Consider the following 16,188-nt stretch of genomic DNA (forward strand, 5'->3'; position numbering starts at 1 on the left):
CTACTCCCTTAATCATTAATGATGAAATGGTTTTCCTGAAAAAATATAAAATCCGAAACAAATCACATGGAATGTAATAATGATTGACACAACCATTGTGACCTTATTATCCGGCCACCACTTGTGCTTTTTATTCCATTTCTCAAATAAATTGTAACCGGACATGACAACTGCATGATATAGTCCGTAAATAATATATTGAAGGGCAAGGCCATGCCAAGCACCCATCAATAGAAAGAGGACAAAGTACCCAATATTTGATACAGCCATTCGGTTCTTGATCCACTTCTTTTTAGTCATAAAGAACACAAATCTCATAAACACGTAGTCTCTGAACCAGAAGGACAGGGACATATGCCAGCGATTCCAGAAGTCTTTAATGTTTCGGCTGATAAACGGTTTATTAAAGTTCTCTGGCGACTTAATACCCATAATATAACTCACACCTACAGCAAACATTGTATATCCAGCAAAGTCAAAGAACAAATACATGCTGTAAGCATACATATACGTTAACTGCTGAACAAAGTGACTGCTGCTAATGTGATGAATATTCATCAGAATATATGTGTGAATTAGATAACCAATAATAAACTTATATAAGAAGCCAATGAAAATTTTATGAATACCGGCATATAGAAGATCACTGTATGCTTCCTTTTCAGGCGGCGTATCCATATCCTTTTCAAATCGGCGGTAACGGTCAATCGGACCTGATGAAATCGTCGGGAAAAAGACAATGAAATAGACCAAACGGTGAATCGGAATTTTCTTCTTAATCAAGCCGTCTCTTGTCTCAATAATTAACTGAACACCTTTAAATGTTAAGTACGAGATCCCCAAAAAGCTCAGCCAGTTCATTGGCGGCGGCTGGTGCGGCTGATGAGTTAAAAAGAACGGTAAAATCTTTGACAGCACAAGCGGCAAAATAGATGCCACCACTGCTGCATAGAAAACAGATGCCTGATTCGCCTTTAACCTGTACGCAAGGTACAGGCGGATGATGAAGATTTGCCACACCGTGAACAAGAAGAGCAGCAGCGCGCCATGGGCATCCTTTGAGAAAATAAGTGCCAGCGCCACAACCGTTGCAAACATGTTGTAGCCCTGCATTCTTTTGCCGCGAAGACCAAGAATGATCGTCGGCAAAAGAAGAATACCAATTAGAATGAAGAAAAAGAATGAACTAAACGGAATCATAGAAGAACCTCTTTCGCGATTCTCTTACGGTCAACCTTCCCGTTTGGCGTCATGTACAGCTGCTCAAGATAGACAAACTTTCTTGGGATCATGTACGCTGGCAGTGAATCCGCCATTTCTTTCTTAATCGCGCTTGTCAGCTGATACTCTTTTTCAAATGAATGAGCTGCTGGAACAATCGCTGCAATCAAGTACTCGACATGACCGTTTGGCTGGAATGGCACAATCACACAAGCATTGACATAGGTTGTCTCGCTTACATGATATTCAATTTCTTCAAGCTCCATCCGGTATCCATGAAGCTTAATTTGATAGTCGAGACGGCCATGGCACGTAATTAAACCATCCTGCGCCACACCTGCGTCACCTGTACGGTAAGCAGGACGTCCTTCGTATTCAAAGAACACTTTATCTGTCAAGGCTTGTTCACCTAAGTAGCCTCTCGTGACGCTTGGCCCCACGATGACAATTTCTCCTTTTTCACCATCAAGAAGTGTCTTGCCTTCTTCATCTAAAATGACGATGTCTGTATCAGGTTTGGCATAGCCGACTGGTAAAGAATCGTGCTGATCAAGAATCTCCTGCGTGACTTCAATCGATGTGATTGCAACAGTTGCTTCAGTTGGACCATACGTATTAAAGACCTGCGCCTTTGGAAAACGCTCCAGAAGTGCACTTGCTACAGCTACAGGAAGCGCCTCACCGCAGAACAAGAAAACTTTCAGCTCAGGTAAAAGCTCCCCTGTAAAGGAAGGGTCCATTAAGCACATTTGCACAAAAGAAGGTGTTGATGTCCACACTTCAACGTCAGATTGACCAAGTGCTGCAAACATATCCTTTGGCTTGTTGACGAGATCTTTTACTAAACAGTAAAGCGTGCCGCCTGATTGAAGCGCTGGATAGAGATCCATCACTGATAAGTCAAAAGAAAATGGTGCTTGATTTAAGAATGTGCGTCCCTCACCAATTGGGAAGTCACGGCACATCCAATCTGTAAAGCTTTCTAAATTATTGGCAGTTACCTGAACGCCCTTCGGTTTTCCGGTACTGCCAGATGTATAAATAATGTAGAAAACATCATCTTGTTGAACCCACTGCGTGGATGGCGGTGCTTCTTTTTCAAGTGCTAAAAGCGATGCCGCACTCTTCACATCAATGTGTTCTTCTACATCTAATACATTCTGCTCATTTGCACAAATCAATAGACTGGCTTTTGAGCTTTCAATAATTGAGACGATACGCTCGACAGGTATTGAGATATCGACCGGAATATATGGTCTGCCTGATTTCACACTGCCTAAGAAAGAAATCAGCATCTCTGGCTCCATATGACCGTATACAATGACAGGTTCCCTGCCAGCTGCGACTGCATCGATCGCACCAGCCATTTGGTCTGATAAATGCCAAAGTTCATCATATGTGATCGATGCATGTTGAGAAACAAATGCTGGCTGTGTTGGTTTTGTTTGCTGGTATTCATGAATCGTTTGTAATAGTTTCATAATTTAATCTCCAATTAAAAATCGTTGTAAATGAATGATCCCGTATTTGCTGTGTGGAATCCGTAAATAAAGAACAATAATAGCAAAATAAGTAAGTAAAAGCTTGTATATCCTATCCATTTTACAGACTTATTTTCTGATAGCTTTTTGAATAGCATATTGATAACCTCTTTTCTTTTGACACTTATAGAGACGCATGACTCATTCAAAGAGTTTCATATCAAACCATAAAAATTTTAAGAAATCATGAAAAAAAGATGAAGAATCGATTAACGTGTCTTTAGGCAAAGCTGTCTTATTGTAACAAAGATTTAATACATTTGAAATGAAATCCGAGCTTAAATTTGCCTTAAAATTGCTGAAAGCTGTCGAACTAACGCAAAAGCCACCTAGTTGGACTAGATGGCATTGATTTCATTTACTTCGAAAATTTTGTGCGAATTTATTTGTCTAGGGAATATCTTTCAATGGCTTCTTCTGGAGACGTTTCTTTATCAAACACAAGATAACGACTATAAACTTCTTTTAAATGTACGGATTCATCTATATTATCTACTAATTCAAAGATATCTAAAATTGCAACTACTTTGGTAGTAGTCATTCCACCCTCTGAATTTTCATAAGTTTCTTCTGGGAAGTTTTCCTGTATGATGCTTTCAATCTCATCTGTTTTTTTTGTTTTTATTAAAAAAATTCTCTCTTCAAATATTTTTTCAGGGCTTAATCGTGGCGAAGTTGTTGATTCAAATAAAACTTTTACAGAATAAATATCGTACATAAATGATCACCTTTCATTTCATTTTTTCTTAAATCTGTTGTCTGTTAACAGTTTTTTAGCTTTTTTAGCATTCTTTTTCCCTTTTTTTGCGTCTTTGTTGATTTGTTCTATCGTTTTATTTAAGTATTCACTTGGAAACTCTTTTCTGATTGACCCTTTTCTATTCTTAGAGATGAATTGGTCTGCTGTCATTTTATGATGCTTGACAACTTGAGCCTCCCAAGAGTTTGAAGAAAATATCATACCACCTACAATGACAGCACCAGTTGCTAATACTGCAGCTTGTCCTAACCCTGGAATAAAAAAGAAAGGAAGTGGGATGGCGAATTTAGTTTCTGCAAGTTGATCAGGCTTTAATTCTCCTTCAGATGATACAAAATCATTTGTGTTAATTACAACAGTTTCATTTTCTGTTGCCTTTGCTGGTGCTTGTAAAACAAAAGTAAATACGGATAGAGCTAATAGTGTGGAAATTATTTTTTTCATCATGTTAAATACTCCTTATAGTTCATTAGAAATTTAGTTGAATATAAATATTATATTATATTAATTAGATTTTCAATGATTTTAAGGTAAATTTAAGAAAATTTGTTTTATATTAACGTCTCTGTGAATATTTCCTTCATTATATCTTGATAAGAACCCCTGGTTTCATGGGTTTCTCATCAATCCACTATAAGAAAATCCGTCACAAGACAAGCAGGTTCCCCGTTTTCATCTATCCCCCAAAAGCTTGGGTACATCCCGTCACCAAAGCCTGTTGTAAACATGGCAATGTCTACTTTGTCATGAAAACGGGTGACGAGCTAGTCCCATGTATGCTTGTAGTTTTGCTCAAGGGGCTCGCAAATTCCTCATAAAGATAAAAATCATTGTCCTCTTTATATCTTCATCCTCATAAGCTTGAAGATATAGTGCTGCCTCCGCATCCATAAAGCAGCCCATACCCGTATTTACACCGTAGCCAAAGATCTCGTCTTCTTTCAATTGATTGAGTTCCTGCCCTGCTCTTGTGGCAATCTCCCATTCTATTGCTTGCTCGTTTGTAAACTTGATCAATGCATAGACGACGCGTTCGTCACCGCTTTCTAATCTCTTAACTACAAGTAGAATAGGATATTTCCCTTGAGCAACCTTCCTCGTAAACAATTGGTCCCCTTCTGAAACGAAAGGATCACAGGCAACGATATGACGGCTCGTGATCTCGATATTCCCGATCTGTTTAGAAATAATTGATCACCCTCTTGATTGCTTGTCTCTCCATTTCTATATAACAGGTGTGTTGGATTGATGTTGTACAAGTGATCATTCCTTTCATTGTTTTTCTGGGAAGTTGGGATTATGTATTTTTCTCTGTTTTGCCTTTTATTCCTGTTTTATTTTTCCCCATTTAATCCGTCAATAAAAAATCTGTAACGAGACCAGCTTCATCTCCGTTCTCGTCCATCCTCAAAACTAGTAAAAAAGATTGCTAAATCAACTTTCTCCTGAAAACGCAAGACTAACAAACTTCTTGTATCCTCATAACTTTTTTCCAATGCCTCTTCAAGTTCCTCCTATATGTCATCATTACCCTTTTAGCTTTGTTCGGAAAGTATAAATTTCAAAGTATGATCATCCATAAAACATCCATTTCCAGTATCAACTCCATAACCAGAGAAAACTTATAATGCAAGTTCCCACTAAACACTATTTTTGCTGCTAAACTTTATGATGGAAAGACTACAGAAATTAACCCTATCTAGGGAGCTGTCGTTTACTATCTATATGTTTGAGAAGGCTATGAAAGTTTCATTAGACAAAAAAGCCCGAATTCTTTCTTATCAAGGATTTTAGGTTTTTACATTAATACATTTTTTGGAGAGATATGGCACTTAAACCTTCGACTTAGAAGACGTATACTCTATCCAATCCAGCTACCGATGAAGCACTATTCTTCCACATTCATATATAACTGCCACTTTCCGAACTTAAAAACCAGTTGACTACTTTCCATTCAATTGTAAATGCTTTTTGCAAATCAAAAATGTAATTCAAGACATGTATATGAACTGACTATTAACTCCCCCGCTCCTTTTCTTGAATTATCGAAACCTCGTCCAAAATCTATTCTAAGAAAAGAAAAATGACCCTTAGAGGGTCACTGAGAGGAATTTTAGCTAAAATCTATAAGGTTATCCAGCCATGTATTCAATAGCGGCATTTTTTATCCTTTCCGTTCTAACATCTTGTATATATTTCATTCTTATCTCATCAATAGTCGCATCGTATATCTCGCCAATATTAGAAAATTTATTACTTAGCCTAGCGATTATTTTTTCAGATAATTTCAAATTATCAATACTATGGCTTCTTAAAATCTTGTATAAGGATTCATGTGCAGACTCAGGGACCTCCATTTTATTTCCACACTTTGGGCAATAACTAAAGTCTTCGTCACTAGTCTTGTAATCACACTTCGAATTAGAACAGTGGAATTCATTTTCAAATTTTAATGTTTCGATTAGTTGTCCCATAGTTGGTGTTGTAGGGTAGTAAGCCTGGCTATTTTCAATAGCAATCGAAATATTATCTATTTCACCAATTTCTTTTATAATTCCGTCTGAGAATAAAATACTTGGATTAAATGACATAAAATAACCATAATACCCTTGACCTAAACTTTTTTTTGTATAGTTAATTGTGATAAGGTTTGAATATGCTAACACTTCAAATATTTGGGGTATTTTATCATAAATAGTTGTTGAAACATAAAAACCACTAGAAAGCTTGCTGTTTTTTCCTCTCTTTTTGCTGTTCCACTCTCTCAAATTGGGTATCAGAAACTCTTTTACTAACTTCTCCGCTTGGTTGATGTACTCTTTGTACTTTACTAGCCTATTTCTAAGTGTACTGAATTCTTTCCATTTTGTTTCAAGTACTGCTCTTATACTATTTATTACCTTTTGCATTTGAATACTTTTCTGGTTAAATACACCAGTACTTTCTAGTTCATCAATGATATGAAAAGCAAAACGTGGATTACCATTACTACAAACACAAATTGTATCAATAATATTAGAATTAACTGACAACATTTCCCAATATCTATGGTCATAAGCTTGAATTCTCTTTTTCAATATTTGTTTGATGTAATCAATGTTCTCTTTTTTATTCGGAAACCAACTTAGAGTAAGCTCTTTGGCATCTTGTCCTTTTTCAAAATATTTACCATAATTAGTTATACCGGGATATACAGCTGCTTTACATGCTATCTGTGGATCCCTTAAGCCTTTGAAAAAAGAGAAAAATTTTTCTTGTTGAGAAAAAGAAAATACATGAGCAGCTTCATCAAATAATAGCACTACTCTTTGAAGTCCAAAATCTGTAATTAAATCTTTCAAAAATTTCTTAAAACTGTGTGGATTGTCTAAAATAGTACTTAATTTGGTTGATGGAGCCTGGTCTTTTAAAATAAGGTTATTTTCAACATCTCCAGTCTCGAGTATATTAATATACTCTGACAGTAATTTGTAATAGGTTGAATAATTATCTTCGGGTTCTTTAGAACCAAAAATATTCGAAAGTCTCCTATTTAATTTATCCATATTCTTCGGTTTTAAATTTGTAATGGTAATTAATACTTCTAGTAATATTTTACCCATTGTCCACTGTAAGAAAGGGTCTATCCCACTTTCTACAACTTTTATTCTTTCTAAACGAATAGACTCTTCGAAACTAACCCACACCCCAAGGACACTGTCTTTTCCGAATGTTTCATTTGCCTTTAATGCTGCATATTTCATCAACATAGTTTTACCTATACCTCTGTTACCTTCAAAAATGTACTGTTCCGAATCAGTTAGTCGTTGTATTTTTTCTTTACTATACTCAATAAAATATTTTCTTATAAATTCATCATCTAAACTTTCCGTTCTGTCAGCAATGTAATCTCCTAATGATTTCTCCATTGTTTTCATAATTGCACCGTCCCTGATTTATTTGCTAAAGCTATTAAACTTGTATTATCAATATCTTGATATCGAAGAATGAACATTACTGCGAGAATACTTAGAACGGAATGCAATTTATCATTAAAGAAATTAAATTGCTCCTTGCTGTAATTTATCTTCAATGTGCTTTGTTTTGTTAGTGTTTTGTATCTTCCATGTACAACATCACTTAAATCCTTATATATTTTACTCAAAAAAATACTTATAGAGTTATTTTTGGTTTGAATTTTCTGTATATTATTATAAAAGGATTGAATATAATTAGTTGTGTAAAAATCATAGTCTCTTATCAGAGTACTTACATATTTATTAGCCTTTGCATCGTGAGCTTTGAATAAATGGAATTCTACTTTATGGTCAGAATAAAAAAACGACATACATCCTAACTCCAAAACACTTCTAAGAGTAATAATGCCTTGTCTGTAAAACCCTGATGTACTTGAATTAATACTAGCTATAATATCTGAAGCGATTTCATTCCATAGTTCACCAATATCTGAATCTTTTTTATTAATTTCTTCCACAATACTAAAAGTATTGTCAATAAGATTCATTAGTGGTGTTATGTCGTTGTCGTTTATTGTCTTATTATTAATTTGTTTTACATTATTTATTATGTTATTTTCATAAGCTTTTTTTGTATAAGACATTACCAATACCTCCAAATATAGTTATTATACATGTTTTAACAACACATATAAAGAACCTTTTTTGAAGAGGATTTTTATTTATTTGAATCCGTTGATAGAATTTATTTTAAAGTGTAATTTTACGCTAAAAACTTAGAGAAGTATCGAATATGTCATCTAGTTTGTGTTAGTTCTTTTTCGCATTAGAAAAACTCTTCTTCAATTGAATAGGTGCGTTCGAACGGGGCCGTAAGTATCGGGTTAGCCTTGAGACTGAACGCCTAGCCGTCGGACTTCTTTCGCCTATAAATTTTCGAGCCATAGAGTAAATTACCTCCGTTTAGACCAACGTACATCCTTACGTGTGTCTTACGTACACGAAAAAACCCGCTACCAATACGTCTATGTCATCGTTTGATTCAACGGACACTATACGTATCAATAACGGGTTTCCTAAATGACGTCCCAGGAGAGATTCGAACTCCCGACCGACGGCTTAGAAGGCCGTTGCTCTATCCTGCTGAGCTACTGGGACATGTTGTTATGTATTGTGCTTTGGTGTATTACCTCAGCGACAAGATTTATTATATTACTATTGTTCTTTAAAGTCAACGGTTTTTCGAAAGTTTTTTCATAAGGGGCAAATGCTGCACCCTTATGAAATACCTTCCAATGTGACAGTGTTTTCGAGGTCTTGTATGGCCTGACCTTCGTCCGTGAAAAACTGTACGTTTGCTTCGCTTCCATCTAGTGTCAGTATAGCATAGCTGCGCTCTTTTCGCACTCTTGGCAAGTGCACGCTGCCTGGGTTAATGAGGAGTTTTCCTCTTAGCAGTTCACTGCCTGGAATATGCGAGTGGCCAAAGCAGATAATGTCTGCGCCCAGCTCTTCTGCACGGTAGTAGACTTGAAGCAAGGATTGTTTGATGCCATGCAGATGTCCGTGAGTGAGAAATAGTTTTCCGCCTCTATCAAGTGGGAGCAGGAGCTCTTCTTCAAAATCGCCCATAAAGTCACAATTTCCTTTGACGACTTTGTATCCTTCAAGTGCTGGATGGTTCGTTTCGAGTTCTGAATCTCCGCAGTGAATCATCATGTCAACTTCAGCCGCATGCCGTTTGGCAATGGTTTGAAGTTCGTCTGTGAGTCCATGACTGTCACTAATGATGAGTATCTTCATGGCTTCATTCCCCCTTATTCATTTGCGTCTAGCAGTGATGAAAGCTTTTGAAGCGCGACCGCTCGATGGCTGATCTTGTTTTTCTCCTCTGGTGATAATTCGGCCATCGTCTGGTCTTTGTCTTTGACGATGAAAATTGGGTCGTATCCGAAGCCATTTTCGCCGATTGGTTTTTCTGCGATGAAGCCTTCTACTGATCCTTCTACCGTCTTTGTTTCTTTTCCCGGTATGCTGACAGCAAGGGCACATCTGAATCTGGCTGTGCGGTCTTCTTTTTCAATGCCTTGAAGTTCGCTCAGCACTTTTTCCACATTCTCCGCATCGTCTTTATGCTCACCTGCGTATCTCGCTGAATACACGCCAGGTTTTCCGCCCAGATAATCAATCGACAGACCGGAATCGTCTGCAATGACCATTTCACCTGCTTTGGCTTGAATGGCCTCCGCTTTGATGATGGCATTTTCTTCGAAGGTTTGTCCTGTTTCTTCAATTTCTTCAGTAAAGCCAATGTCTGCTAGTGTTTTGACCGTGAATCCTTTTGGCTCAAGAATGGCTTTGAATTCTTTCGCTTTGCCCGCATTGTGCGTTGCAATGATGGCTGTTTTCATCCTGATCAAACCCTTCTCTTTATTCGATGACTTCTCCTGTTACTGCTTTTTGCTTTTCGATTAATTCTTTGATGCCCTTTTCGGCTAAATCAAGCAGTCCGTTTAGCTGTTCTCTTGAGAATGTCGCTTCTTCGCCTGTTCCTTGAAGTTCAACAAAGCGACCAGCGCCTGTCATGATGACATTCATATCTACTTCAGCAGAAGAATCTTCTTCATAGTTTAAATCTAACAGAAGACCTTGCTGAGAATCAATTCCGACGGATATCGCCGCTAAATAATCAGTAATCGGGTTTTCTTTGATGACTCCTTCAGCTCGCAGCTTTTGAATCGCAAGTGTCATGGCAACAAAAGCACCTGTGATGGATGCTGTGCGTGTGCCGCCGTCTGCTTGAATAACATCACAATCAATCCAAATGGTGCGTTCGCCAAGCTTTTCTAAGTCAACGACTGCGCGGAGTGCTCGTCCAATTAAACGCTGAATCTCCATGGTACGTCCTGTGACTTTTCCTTTAGATGATTCTCTTATCGTTCTTTGTGCAGTTGCTCTTGGAAGCATGCTATATTCTGCTGTAATCCAGCCTTTTCCTTCTCCTCTTAAAAAAGGAGGTACGCGGTCTTCGATCGATGCGTTACAAATCACCTTCGTATTTCCCGCTGAGATTAAGACAGAGCCTTCTGGGTGCGTGATGTAGCCTGCCTCTATTTCAATTTTTCTCAATTCGTCATATTGTCTTTCATCTAATCTCATGTTTTACCTCCGTTACGATATACATTCCTCGCGAGTGCCAGCGGGGTTCTCCTACTAACTTTGACAACCTCAGCTCGTTCTAATCGCTTGGAATAAAAAAGAGGCAGCGAATATGCATGCCTCTTTTTCTCCATTATATCAATGTGTGACGTTAAAAACTACCTGTATTCACTTGTTCTGGTCGTGAAACCGGCTTTGTAAGCTCTGCTCCTTTTTCGTTCACAAGCTCAGCCTTGCCGTTCACCTTGACAGATACGCTTTTGACGTCCGGCAGCTCGGTTAATGTGAGCACAATGCTATCAAGAACTTTTTGTGAAATGACCTTTTTCTTTTCATCTGCACTGCCAAAAATAGATTCGTTGAAATCAAGTGTCACATGGCCATCTTTTACTTTTGGTACATCATTCAGCTTCACATCTTGATCAAAGTCTGTAAGCAGATGGCTTTTTTTGCTTGGTCCAGAAACGAGCTCATCAATCGCTGCTGTAATCGGATCATCCTCGTCTTTTGGCGCTCTTTTGGTCACTGGAACATAGTACGTCTGTTCATCAGATTCAGCTAAATAGTAAACCGTCACTGGCTTTGTCGCTGTCATATCAGCAGCAGCCTCGTGCTGGATATTAATACCGTCTTCTCTGCTTAAATCATCTGAGATAGGTGTACCGTTCACAGGCATTTCTTTTAGTTCATGTCCATTCATCTTCAATTTGACTTTGGCTATGGAATCAAACTGAGTTAACGTCCAAGTGACAGATTGCAAAATGCGCTGCTCGTCTTCTTTTTTATAGTTTTTAAATTCATTTGAAAAATCGACAACCGCCGTTCCGTCTTTAATATCGACAGATACGCGCGTATCCGCTGGCAGCACTGCTCTGAAGCCATTCGGCATTAAGTTAGAAATAGGTCCCCCGTCCACGAGATATTCAAGGGTTTGTTTTGCACTTCCTTCATTTTTCGGCAGTGGAATGGATTGAGAGACGACATACCCGTTTTTATCAATTAAATATAGTTCTCTCATGACCGTATCTGCCTGCTTCTCTTCTTTTCCTTCTTTGGCTGTTTGTTTATCTTCTTTATTTTCTTTCACATATGTGACGTTTTGTGGTGGATCAATCTCTGTTTTCGCTTGGTCTGTTTGAAACAATCCGCATCCTGACAAAAGCATGGCTGACGCGATACACGTAACAGCTGCTGTAGATCCTTTTTTCAGCATACTTCACCCTCCTCTAGTAGTTTGTACTACTATGTATACGAGCTCCCTCGGAGGATTAGACCCTTTTCATAAAAAAATAACCCGCTTCAAGTAGAAGGGGTTATTGCTGGTAGATGTGTTCAAGTGACACGGTTTCGACCTTCCCTGGCAGGTAGCCAAACCAGTCACGAGCGATGTTTTGGAAATTTTGCTGCTGCCCTGTTGTGTAAAATGTATGGACAGGCGTTTCTTTAGAGGTATTTAACAGCCCTTTATATGAAAGAATCGTACTTGCTTCTCTCGCTGTCTCATCTCCTGATGAAATGATGCTGACATCACTGCCCATAAAGCGCTGAATCGGCTCTTTTAAAATCGGATAGTGTGTGCAGCCAAGAATAAGTGTATCAATTCCTGTTTCTTTCATCGGTTCAAGGGAATCTTTCACCACTGCCTCTGCTGTCTGATCTAAAAACGTACCGCTTTCCACAAATGGGACAAGGAGCGGACACGCCAGACTTTGAACCGTTAGACCTGCTTTTAGTGACAGCAGCGCTTCTTTGTATGCCTCGCTTTTGATCGTATTGATTGTGCCAATAACGCCAATATGCTGGTTGTTTGTCACCTTGATCGCTGTACGGGCGCCAGGCTGAATGACGCCAATGACCGGAATATCAAGCGTTGCTTTGATTTCATCCAGTGCGATCGCCGTTGCTGTGTTGCATGCAATGACGAGCATTTTAATATGGTGGTGTTTTAGTAAGTAGTGTGCCATTTCCCACGTATATTGAAGAACTTCTTCTTCTTTCCGCGGGCCATATGGACATCGTTTTGTATCGCCTACATAAATGATTTTTTCTTTTGGCAGTTGTCTCATGATTTCCTTTGCAACGGTTAAACCGCCGACGCCGGAATCAATGACGCCGATTGGTTGATCCAACAAAATCGCCTCATTTTCTTTTCATTTGCTGCTGTAGTTTCGTTAAGGATTGGTTGAAAACGATGGCTTCTTCTTCTGAGAAAGCCCCTAGAAGTTCACTGACGTATTCTTGGCGTTTAGCAATCACTTCTTGAATGATCCGCTCGCCTTCAGGCAATAAATGAATGCGAACCACGCGGCGGTCAGATGGATCTTTCACCCGTTCGACAAGTTCACTTTTTTCCATTCTATCAATTAAATCAGTGGTTGTGCTGCAAGCCAAGTACATCTTTTGTGACAGCTCGCCTATTGTCATATCTCCGAATTCATAAAGCCACTGAAGCCCGATGAATTGTGGAGGTGTAATCGTATATTGATTGAGGATTTCTCTGCCTTTTTGCTTAATAATTGCGGCAATGTGGCGTAATGATTTTTCAATCTCTGCAACATGGCCTGATTCATTCGTTTCCATTTTATTGATACCTCACTATAGCATCTCACTTTGATTAAAACGTATATGTCTATTTTCCTCGTTTTTTAAAGAAAATGCAAGAAGAGACTCATGGAAACCATATAGAAATAACCGGTTCCTCCCCAATATGGAAGGAAAACCGGCTGACTTTAGAGCTCTAGCTCACCCATACGCAGAAGCTCGACTACGGCCTGTGAACGGCCTTTGACTCCTAGCTTTTGCATGGCATTCGAAATGTGATTTCGAACAGTCTTTTCGCTAATAAAAAGCTCGCTTGCAATTTCTTTTGTTGTTTTATCTTGGACGAGCAATTCGAATACTTCTCTTTCTCTTTTGGTTAATAGCGGCTTGGATTGAAACTCTTTCTCCTTCAAGTATTGTAACCCTCCTTGCTAAGGTGAGAGCTCTAGTCTCTATAGAATGGGATTCTGTATAGTCGAGATATCATATGCCGGGTGCCTGAGGTAGGTGACGTTAAAATCAAGAAATCCCGCATATCAGCGTCCAATTTCTGCGCTTTCATCCACGCAAAAAAGGACGAGTCTCCTCCCCGAGACATCGTCCTTTTTTGCGTGGTATTTAAAAGATTGAAATGGCGCCTGTTAACAATGCAATAAGTGTTGTAAAAAGGGCAGTTAACACGGTCCATAGCAGTGCATATTTTTGCAAATCACCAATATCTTTGTTCAGCATACTGACAAGCAGCAGTGTTGAAGCTACAAGCGGACTCAGTAAGTGAACAGGCTGCCCTATGATAGAGGCACGTGCAATTTCCACCGGATCAATCCCGTAAGCTGCGCCGGCTTCAGCCAGGATTGGCAGCACTCCGAAATAGTAAGCATCGTTTGAGAGCACAAATGTAAATGGCATACTCGTCAAAGCAACAATCAGCGGGAAAAATGAGCTGTAGGAATCCGGAATCATGTAAATGACCAAATTGGCAATGGACTCAACCATTTTTGTTCCAGAAAAAATCCCTGTGAAAATCCCTGCTGCAAATACAAGTGTGATAACCGTTAATGCGTTTCCTGCATGAGATAAAATTCGCTCGCGCTGATCTTCAACCTTTGGATAGTTGATCATCAGAGCGATGACAAATCCAATTAAGAACAGTACAGGAATTGGTATGATATCCATGACGAGTGTGACCATGACCACAATTGTTAAGAAGAAGTTAATCCAAATCAGATTCGGTCTCTTGATATCGGCTACTCCATCTTCAATTGACGCAGCCAATTCAGGAGAAATGGACGGCTCTTCTTTGTACTGAATCTCTGCAATCCCAATCCGTTTTCTTTCTTTTTTCCCAAGTACATAAGCAGTAAAAAGTATAAAAAGACCGCCTCCAACCATCGTTGGGAGTAATGGAATGAAAAATTCGCCTGCATCTAATCCAAGCGCCGCGATTGCACGAGTAGCTGGACCGCCCCATGGCGTCATTCCGCTCATAATTCCTAATGATAATAATGAAATTGTTCCTAAAATTAATGGGTTCATCCCAATTCTTAAGAAAAGTGGCAGCATAGCTGATACGGTAATCATGTACGTTGTTGTTCCATCACCATCTAATGCAACAAGCATAGACAAAATCGCTACCCCAAAAGCAATTTTGACAGGATCACCTTTTACAATACGTAGAATGAGTTTAATCAGAGGATCAAACAATCCAGCATCCAGCATGACACCGAAGAATAAAATCGCAAATAACAATAAAGCAGCTGATGGTGCAACAGTTTTCAGTCCATCAAGCATCATGTCCCCTAACCCTTTGTTAAAGCCGCCGATCAATGCAAATATGATAGGTACAACGGTTAGAGCCACCACCGGATGCATACGTTTTGTCATAATGAGAAATGTAAATGTCAAGACCATCAAGATCCCTAAAATAGCTAGCACTTTATATCCCTCCATCCTCTTCTTTACATGATCTGCAAGCGCCCCCTTGCACTTGCGATCTATATGTTAGCGCTTTCTATTTCAAGGATATAATAGCTTTTTTTATAATGAAAATATCGATTTTTTCGTATATTCAATAAATTTCTTTTATAATCAACCTTGCTGATTTCTTAAAAACTCAATGAACGCTTTCACCACAGACAAATGAAGTGAGTCTGGCTGGTACATGAGCCATGTATCTCTTAAAACAGGCTGTCCATCTTTATACGAAAGTCCTTTTACAAATAACTCATCACTTGGTCTGAGGCAAATTTCTGGGACAATGGCATAGCCTAAACCATGCTTCACCATCTCTTTTGATGTATCCTGACGGTCTGTCTCCATCGTGACAAGCGGAGGCATTGTGAATGTTTCCTGCCACCATCTGTTAATCAGCCGTTTTAATGAACTGTCTGTATGATAGTCAATGAGCGGCAGATTCGGGAGATCCTTTAGCTGAATTTCTGATTTTGAAATAATGCAAAGACGCTCTTTATCAAGCAAAAAACGCTCTCCATTCCAGTCATAATCGCCTCTTAAAATCCCTAAATGCACACTTGATGTTCCTAATAAATCCATTACCTTTGTGCTCCAGCCTGTGTTGACCATAAATTGAACATGTGGATACTGCTTAGAAAATTCCTTTAATATTTCTGGCAGTTTATACTGGGCAAAGTTACTTGAGACCCCTAACCGAATGGTTCCTTTGACCTTTTTTTGCATATTGAGCATGCCATCTTTCGTTTGCTGCAGCTGTTTGAGCATGTCATTTGCGTATTTAGCCAAGTATTCGCCCTCTGATGTAAATTCAATTCCTCGTTTTCTTTTAAAGAAAAGTTTCATATCAAACTCCTCTTCAAGCTGTTTCAATCGATAGCTTAAGGCAGGCTGAGAGACAAATAATTTTTCTGCCGCTTTTGTGATGTTCTTTTCTTCATAAAGTACCTTTAAAAACCGCCAATCTTTTTCATCCATTGTATGCCCTCCTTTTTTACTAATTATAAAATATTTTTATTGATTTCTCTCAAAATAATGT

The 16,188-nt window shown here is 38.7% G+C and carries 18 protein-coding genes and 1 tRNA gene; all 19 read right to left on the reverse strand.

Annotated elements, in window-relative coordinates; translation table 11 throughout:
* Positions 1-15 precede the first annotated feature (15 nt).
* The 19 genes from dltB to H7F25_RS11565 all read right to left on the reverse strand — a co-directional run bounded on the left by dltB (position 16) and on the right by H7F25_RS11565 (position 16,127).
* Complete coding sequence (dltB, locus tag H7F25_RS11475; RefSeq protein ID WP_034621161.1) at positions 16-1,200, reverse strand: D-alanyl-lipoteichoic acid biosynthesis protein DltB; 1,185 nt, start codon at positions 1,198-1,200, stop codon at positions 16-18.
* Positions 1,197-2,702, reverse strand: a complete 1,506-nt coding sequence (gene dltA / locus H7F25_RS11480) for a D-alanine--poly(phosphoribitol) ligase subunit DltA (RefSeq protein WP_185853739.1) — start codon at positions 2,700-2,702, stop codon at positions 1,197-1,199. Before dltA ends, dltB begins: the two co-directional genes overlap by 4 nt.
* A gap of 14 nt (positions 2,703-2,716) precedes the next feature.
* Positions 2,717-2,866: a teichoic acid D-Ala incorporation-associated protein DltX gene (locus H7F25_RS11485; RefSeq protein WP_024427820.1), complete on the reverse strand. Its 150-nt coding sequence runs from the start codon at positions 2,864-2,866 to the stop codon at positions 2,717-2,719.
* Between the two features lie 278 nt (positions 2,867-3,144).
* Positions 3,145-3,480 (reverse strand): DUF4288 domain-containing protein, encoded by a 336-nt coding sequence (locus H7F25_RS11490; RefSeq protein WP_185853740.1) that lies wholly within the window; start codon positions 3,478-3,480, stop codon positions 3,145-3,147.
* 18 nt (positions 3,481-3,498) lie between these two features.
* On the reverse strand, positions 3,499-3,969 hold the full coding sequence (locus H7F25_RS11495; RefSeq protein WP_185853741.1) for a hypothetical protein: 471 nt from the start codon (positions 3,967-3,969) through the stop codon (positions 3,499-3,501).
* A gap of 176 nt (positions 3,970-4,145) precedes the next feature.
* Positions 4,146-4,250 carry a DUF4241 domain-containing protein gene (locus H7F25_RS19525; protein WP_081124640.1) on the reverse strand — a complete coding sequence of 35 codons (105 nt, stop codon included), beginning with the start codon at positions 4,248-4,250 and terminating at the stop codon, positions 4,146-4,148.
* 64 nt (positions 4,251-4,314) lie between these two features.
* A complete protein-coding gene (locus H7F25_RS11505; RefSeq protein WP_253207487.1) occupies positions 4,315-4,629 on the reverse strand; it encodes a DUF4241 domain-containing protein in 315 nt (104 codons plus the stop codon).
* Between the two features lie 1,025 nt (positions 4,630-5,654).
* Complete coding sequence (locus H7F25_RS11510; RefSeq protein ID WP_231293922.1) at positions 5,655-7,439, reverse strand: ORC-CDC6 family AAA ATPase; 1,785 nt, start codon at positions 7,437-7,439, stop codon at positions 5,655-5,657.
* Positions 7,436-8,122: a hypothetical protein gene (locus H7F25_RS11515; RefSeq protein WP_185853742.1), complete on the reverse strand. Its 687-nt coding sequence runs from the start codon at positions 8,120-8,122 to the stop codon at positions 7,436-7,438. The genes H7F25_RS11510 and H7F25_RS11515 overlap by 4 nt, the downstream gene beginning before the upstream one ends.
* 440 nt (positions 8,123-8,562) lie before the next feature.
* Positions 8,563-8,636 (reverse strand) — tRNA-Arg (locus H7F25_RS11520).
* Between the two features lie 120 nt (positions 8,637-8,756).
* Positions 8,757-9,281 (reverse strand): YfcE family phosphodiesterase, encoded by a 525-nt coding sequence (locus H7F25_RS11525; RefSeq protein ID WP_185853743.1) that lies wholly within the window; start codon positions 9,279-9,281, stop codon positions 8,757-8,759.
* A 14-nt stretch (positions 9,282-9,295) separates the two neighbouring features.
* Complete coding sequence (locus tag H7F25_RS11530; RefSeq protein WP_162860205.1) at positions 9,296-9,898, reverse strand: XTP/dITP diphosphatase; 603 nt, start codon at positions 9,896-9,898, stop codon at positions 9,296-9,298.
* A gap of 10 nt (positions 9,899-9,908) precedes the next feature.
* A complete protein-coding gene (gene rph, locus H7F25_RS11535; protein WP_024427165.1) occupies positions 9,909-10,637 on the reverse strand; it encodes a ribonuclease PH in 729 nt (242 codons plus the stop codon).
* Between the two features lie 151 nt (positions 10,638-10,788).
* Positions 10,789-11,850, reverse strand: a complete 1,062-nt coding sequence (locus H7F25_RS11540; RefSeq protein ID WP_024423204.1) for a GerMN domain-containing protein — start codon at positions 11,848-11,850, stop codon at positions 10,789-10,791.
* A gap of 100 nt (positions 11,851-11,950) precedes the next feature.
* Positions 11,951-12,769 (reverse strand): glutamate racemase, encoded by an 819-nt coding sequence (gene racE / locus H7F25_RS11545; protein ID WP_369810464.1) that lies wholly within the window; start codon positions 12,767-12,769, stop codon positions 11,951-11,953.
* A 7-nt stretch (positions 12,770-12,776) separates the two neighbouring features.
* Entirely contained in the window at positions 12,777-13,217 is a 441-nt protein-coding gene (locus H7F25_RS11550; RefSeq protein ID WP_024423206.1) for a MarR family winged helix-turn-helix transcriptional regulator, read from the reverse strand.
* A gap of 149 nt (positions 13,218-13,366) precedes the next feature.
* Entirely contained in the window at positions 13,367-13,591 is a 225-nt protein-coding gene (gene gerE, locus H7F25_RS11555) for a spore germination transcription factor GerE (protein ID WP_003184172.1), read from the reverse strand.
* A 205-nt stretch (positions 13,592-13,796) separates the two neighbouring features.
* A complete protein-coding gene (locus H7F25_RS11560; protein WP_185853744.1) occupies positions 13,797-15,113 on the reverse strand; it encodes a CitMHS family transporter in 1,317 nt (438 codons plus the stop codon).
* A 153-nt stretch (positions 15,114-15,266) separates the two neighbouring features.
* The gene (locus tag H7F25_RS11565) at positions 15,267-16,127 is read right to left on the reverse strand and encodes a LysR family transcriptional regulator (protein WP_024423208.1); all 861 of its coding nucleotides are present in this window, start codon (positions 16,125-16,127) and stop codon (positions 15,267-15,269) included.
* Positions 16,128-16,188 lie beyond the last annotated feature (61 nt).

Source organism: Bacillus sp. PAMC28571 (assembly GCF_014250435.1).
In the GTDB taxonomy this organism is placed as follows: Bacteria; Bacillota; Bacilli; order Bacillales; family Bacillaceae; genus Bacillus; species Bacillus safensis.

Coding starts and splice junctions, on each gene's coding strand:
- dltB (WP_034621161.1), bottom strand. CDS start 1,200: ATGATTCCGTTTAGTTCATTCTTTTTCTTCATTCTAATTGGTATTCTT.
- dltA (WP_185853739.1), bottom strand. CDS start 2,702: ATGAAACTATTACAAACGATTCATGAATACCAGCAAACAAAACCAACA.
- H7F25_RS11490 (WP_185853740.1), bottom strand. CDS start 3,480: ATGTACGATATTTATTCTGTAAAAGTTTTATTTGAATCAACAACTTCG.
- H7F25_RS11495 (WP_185853741.1), bottom strand. CDS start 3,969: ATGATGAAAAAAATAATTTCCACACTATTAGCTCTATCCGTATTTACT.
- H7F25_RS19525 (WP_081124640.1), bottom strand. CDS start 4,250: ATGTTTACAACAGGCTTTGGTGACGGGATGTACCCAAGCTTTTGGGGG.
- H7F25_RS11510 (WP_231293922.1), bottom strand. CDS start 7,439: ATGAAAACAATGGAGAAATCATTAGGAGATTACATTGCTGACAGAACG.
- H7F25_RS11515 (WP_185853742.1), bottom strand. CDS start 8,122: ATGTCTTATACAAAAAAAGCTTATGAAAATAACATAATAAATAATGTA.
- H7F25_RS11525 (WP_185853743.1), bottom strand. CDS start 9,281: ATGAAGATACTCATCATTAGTGACAGTCATGGACTCACAGACGAACTT.
- rph (WP_024427165.1), bottom strand. CDS start 10,637: ATGAGATTAGATGAAAGACAATATGACGAATTGAGAAAAATTGAAATA.
- H7F25_RS11540 (WP_024423204.1), bottom strand. CDS start 11,850: ATGCTGAAAAAAGGATCTACAGCAGCTGTTACGTGTATCGCGTCAGCC.
- H7F25_RS11550 (WP_024423206.1), bottom strand. CDS start 13,217: ATGGAAACGAATGAATCAGGCCATGTTGCAGAGATTGAAAAATCATTA.
- H7F25_RS11565 (WP_024423208.1), bottom strand. CDS start 16,127: ATGGATGAAAAAGATTGGCGGTTTTTAAAGGTACTTTATGAAGAAAAG.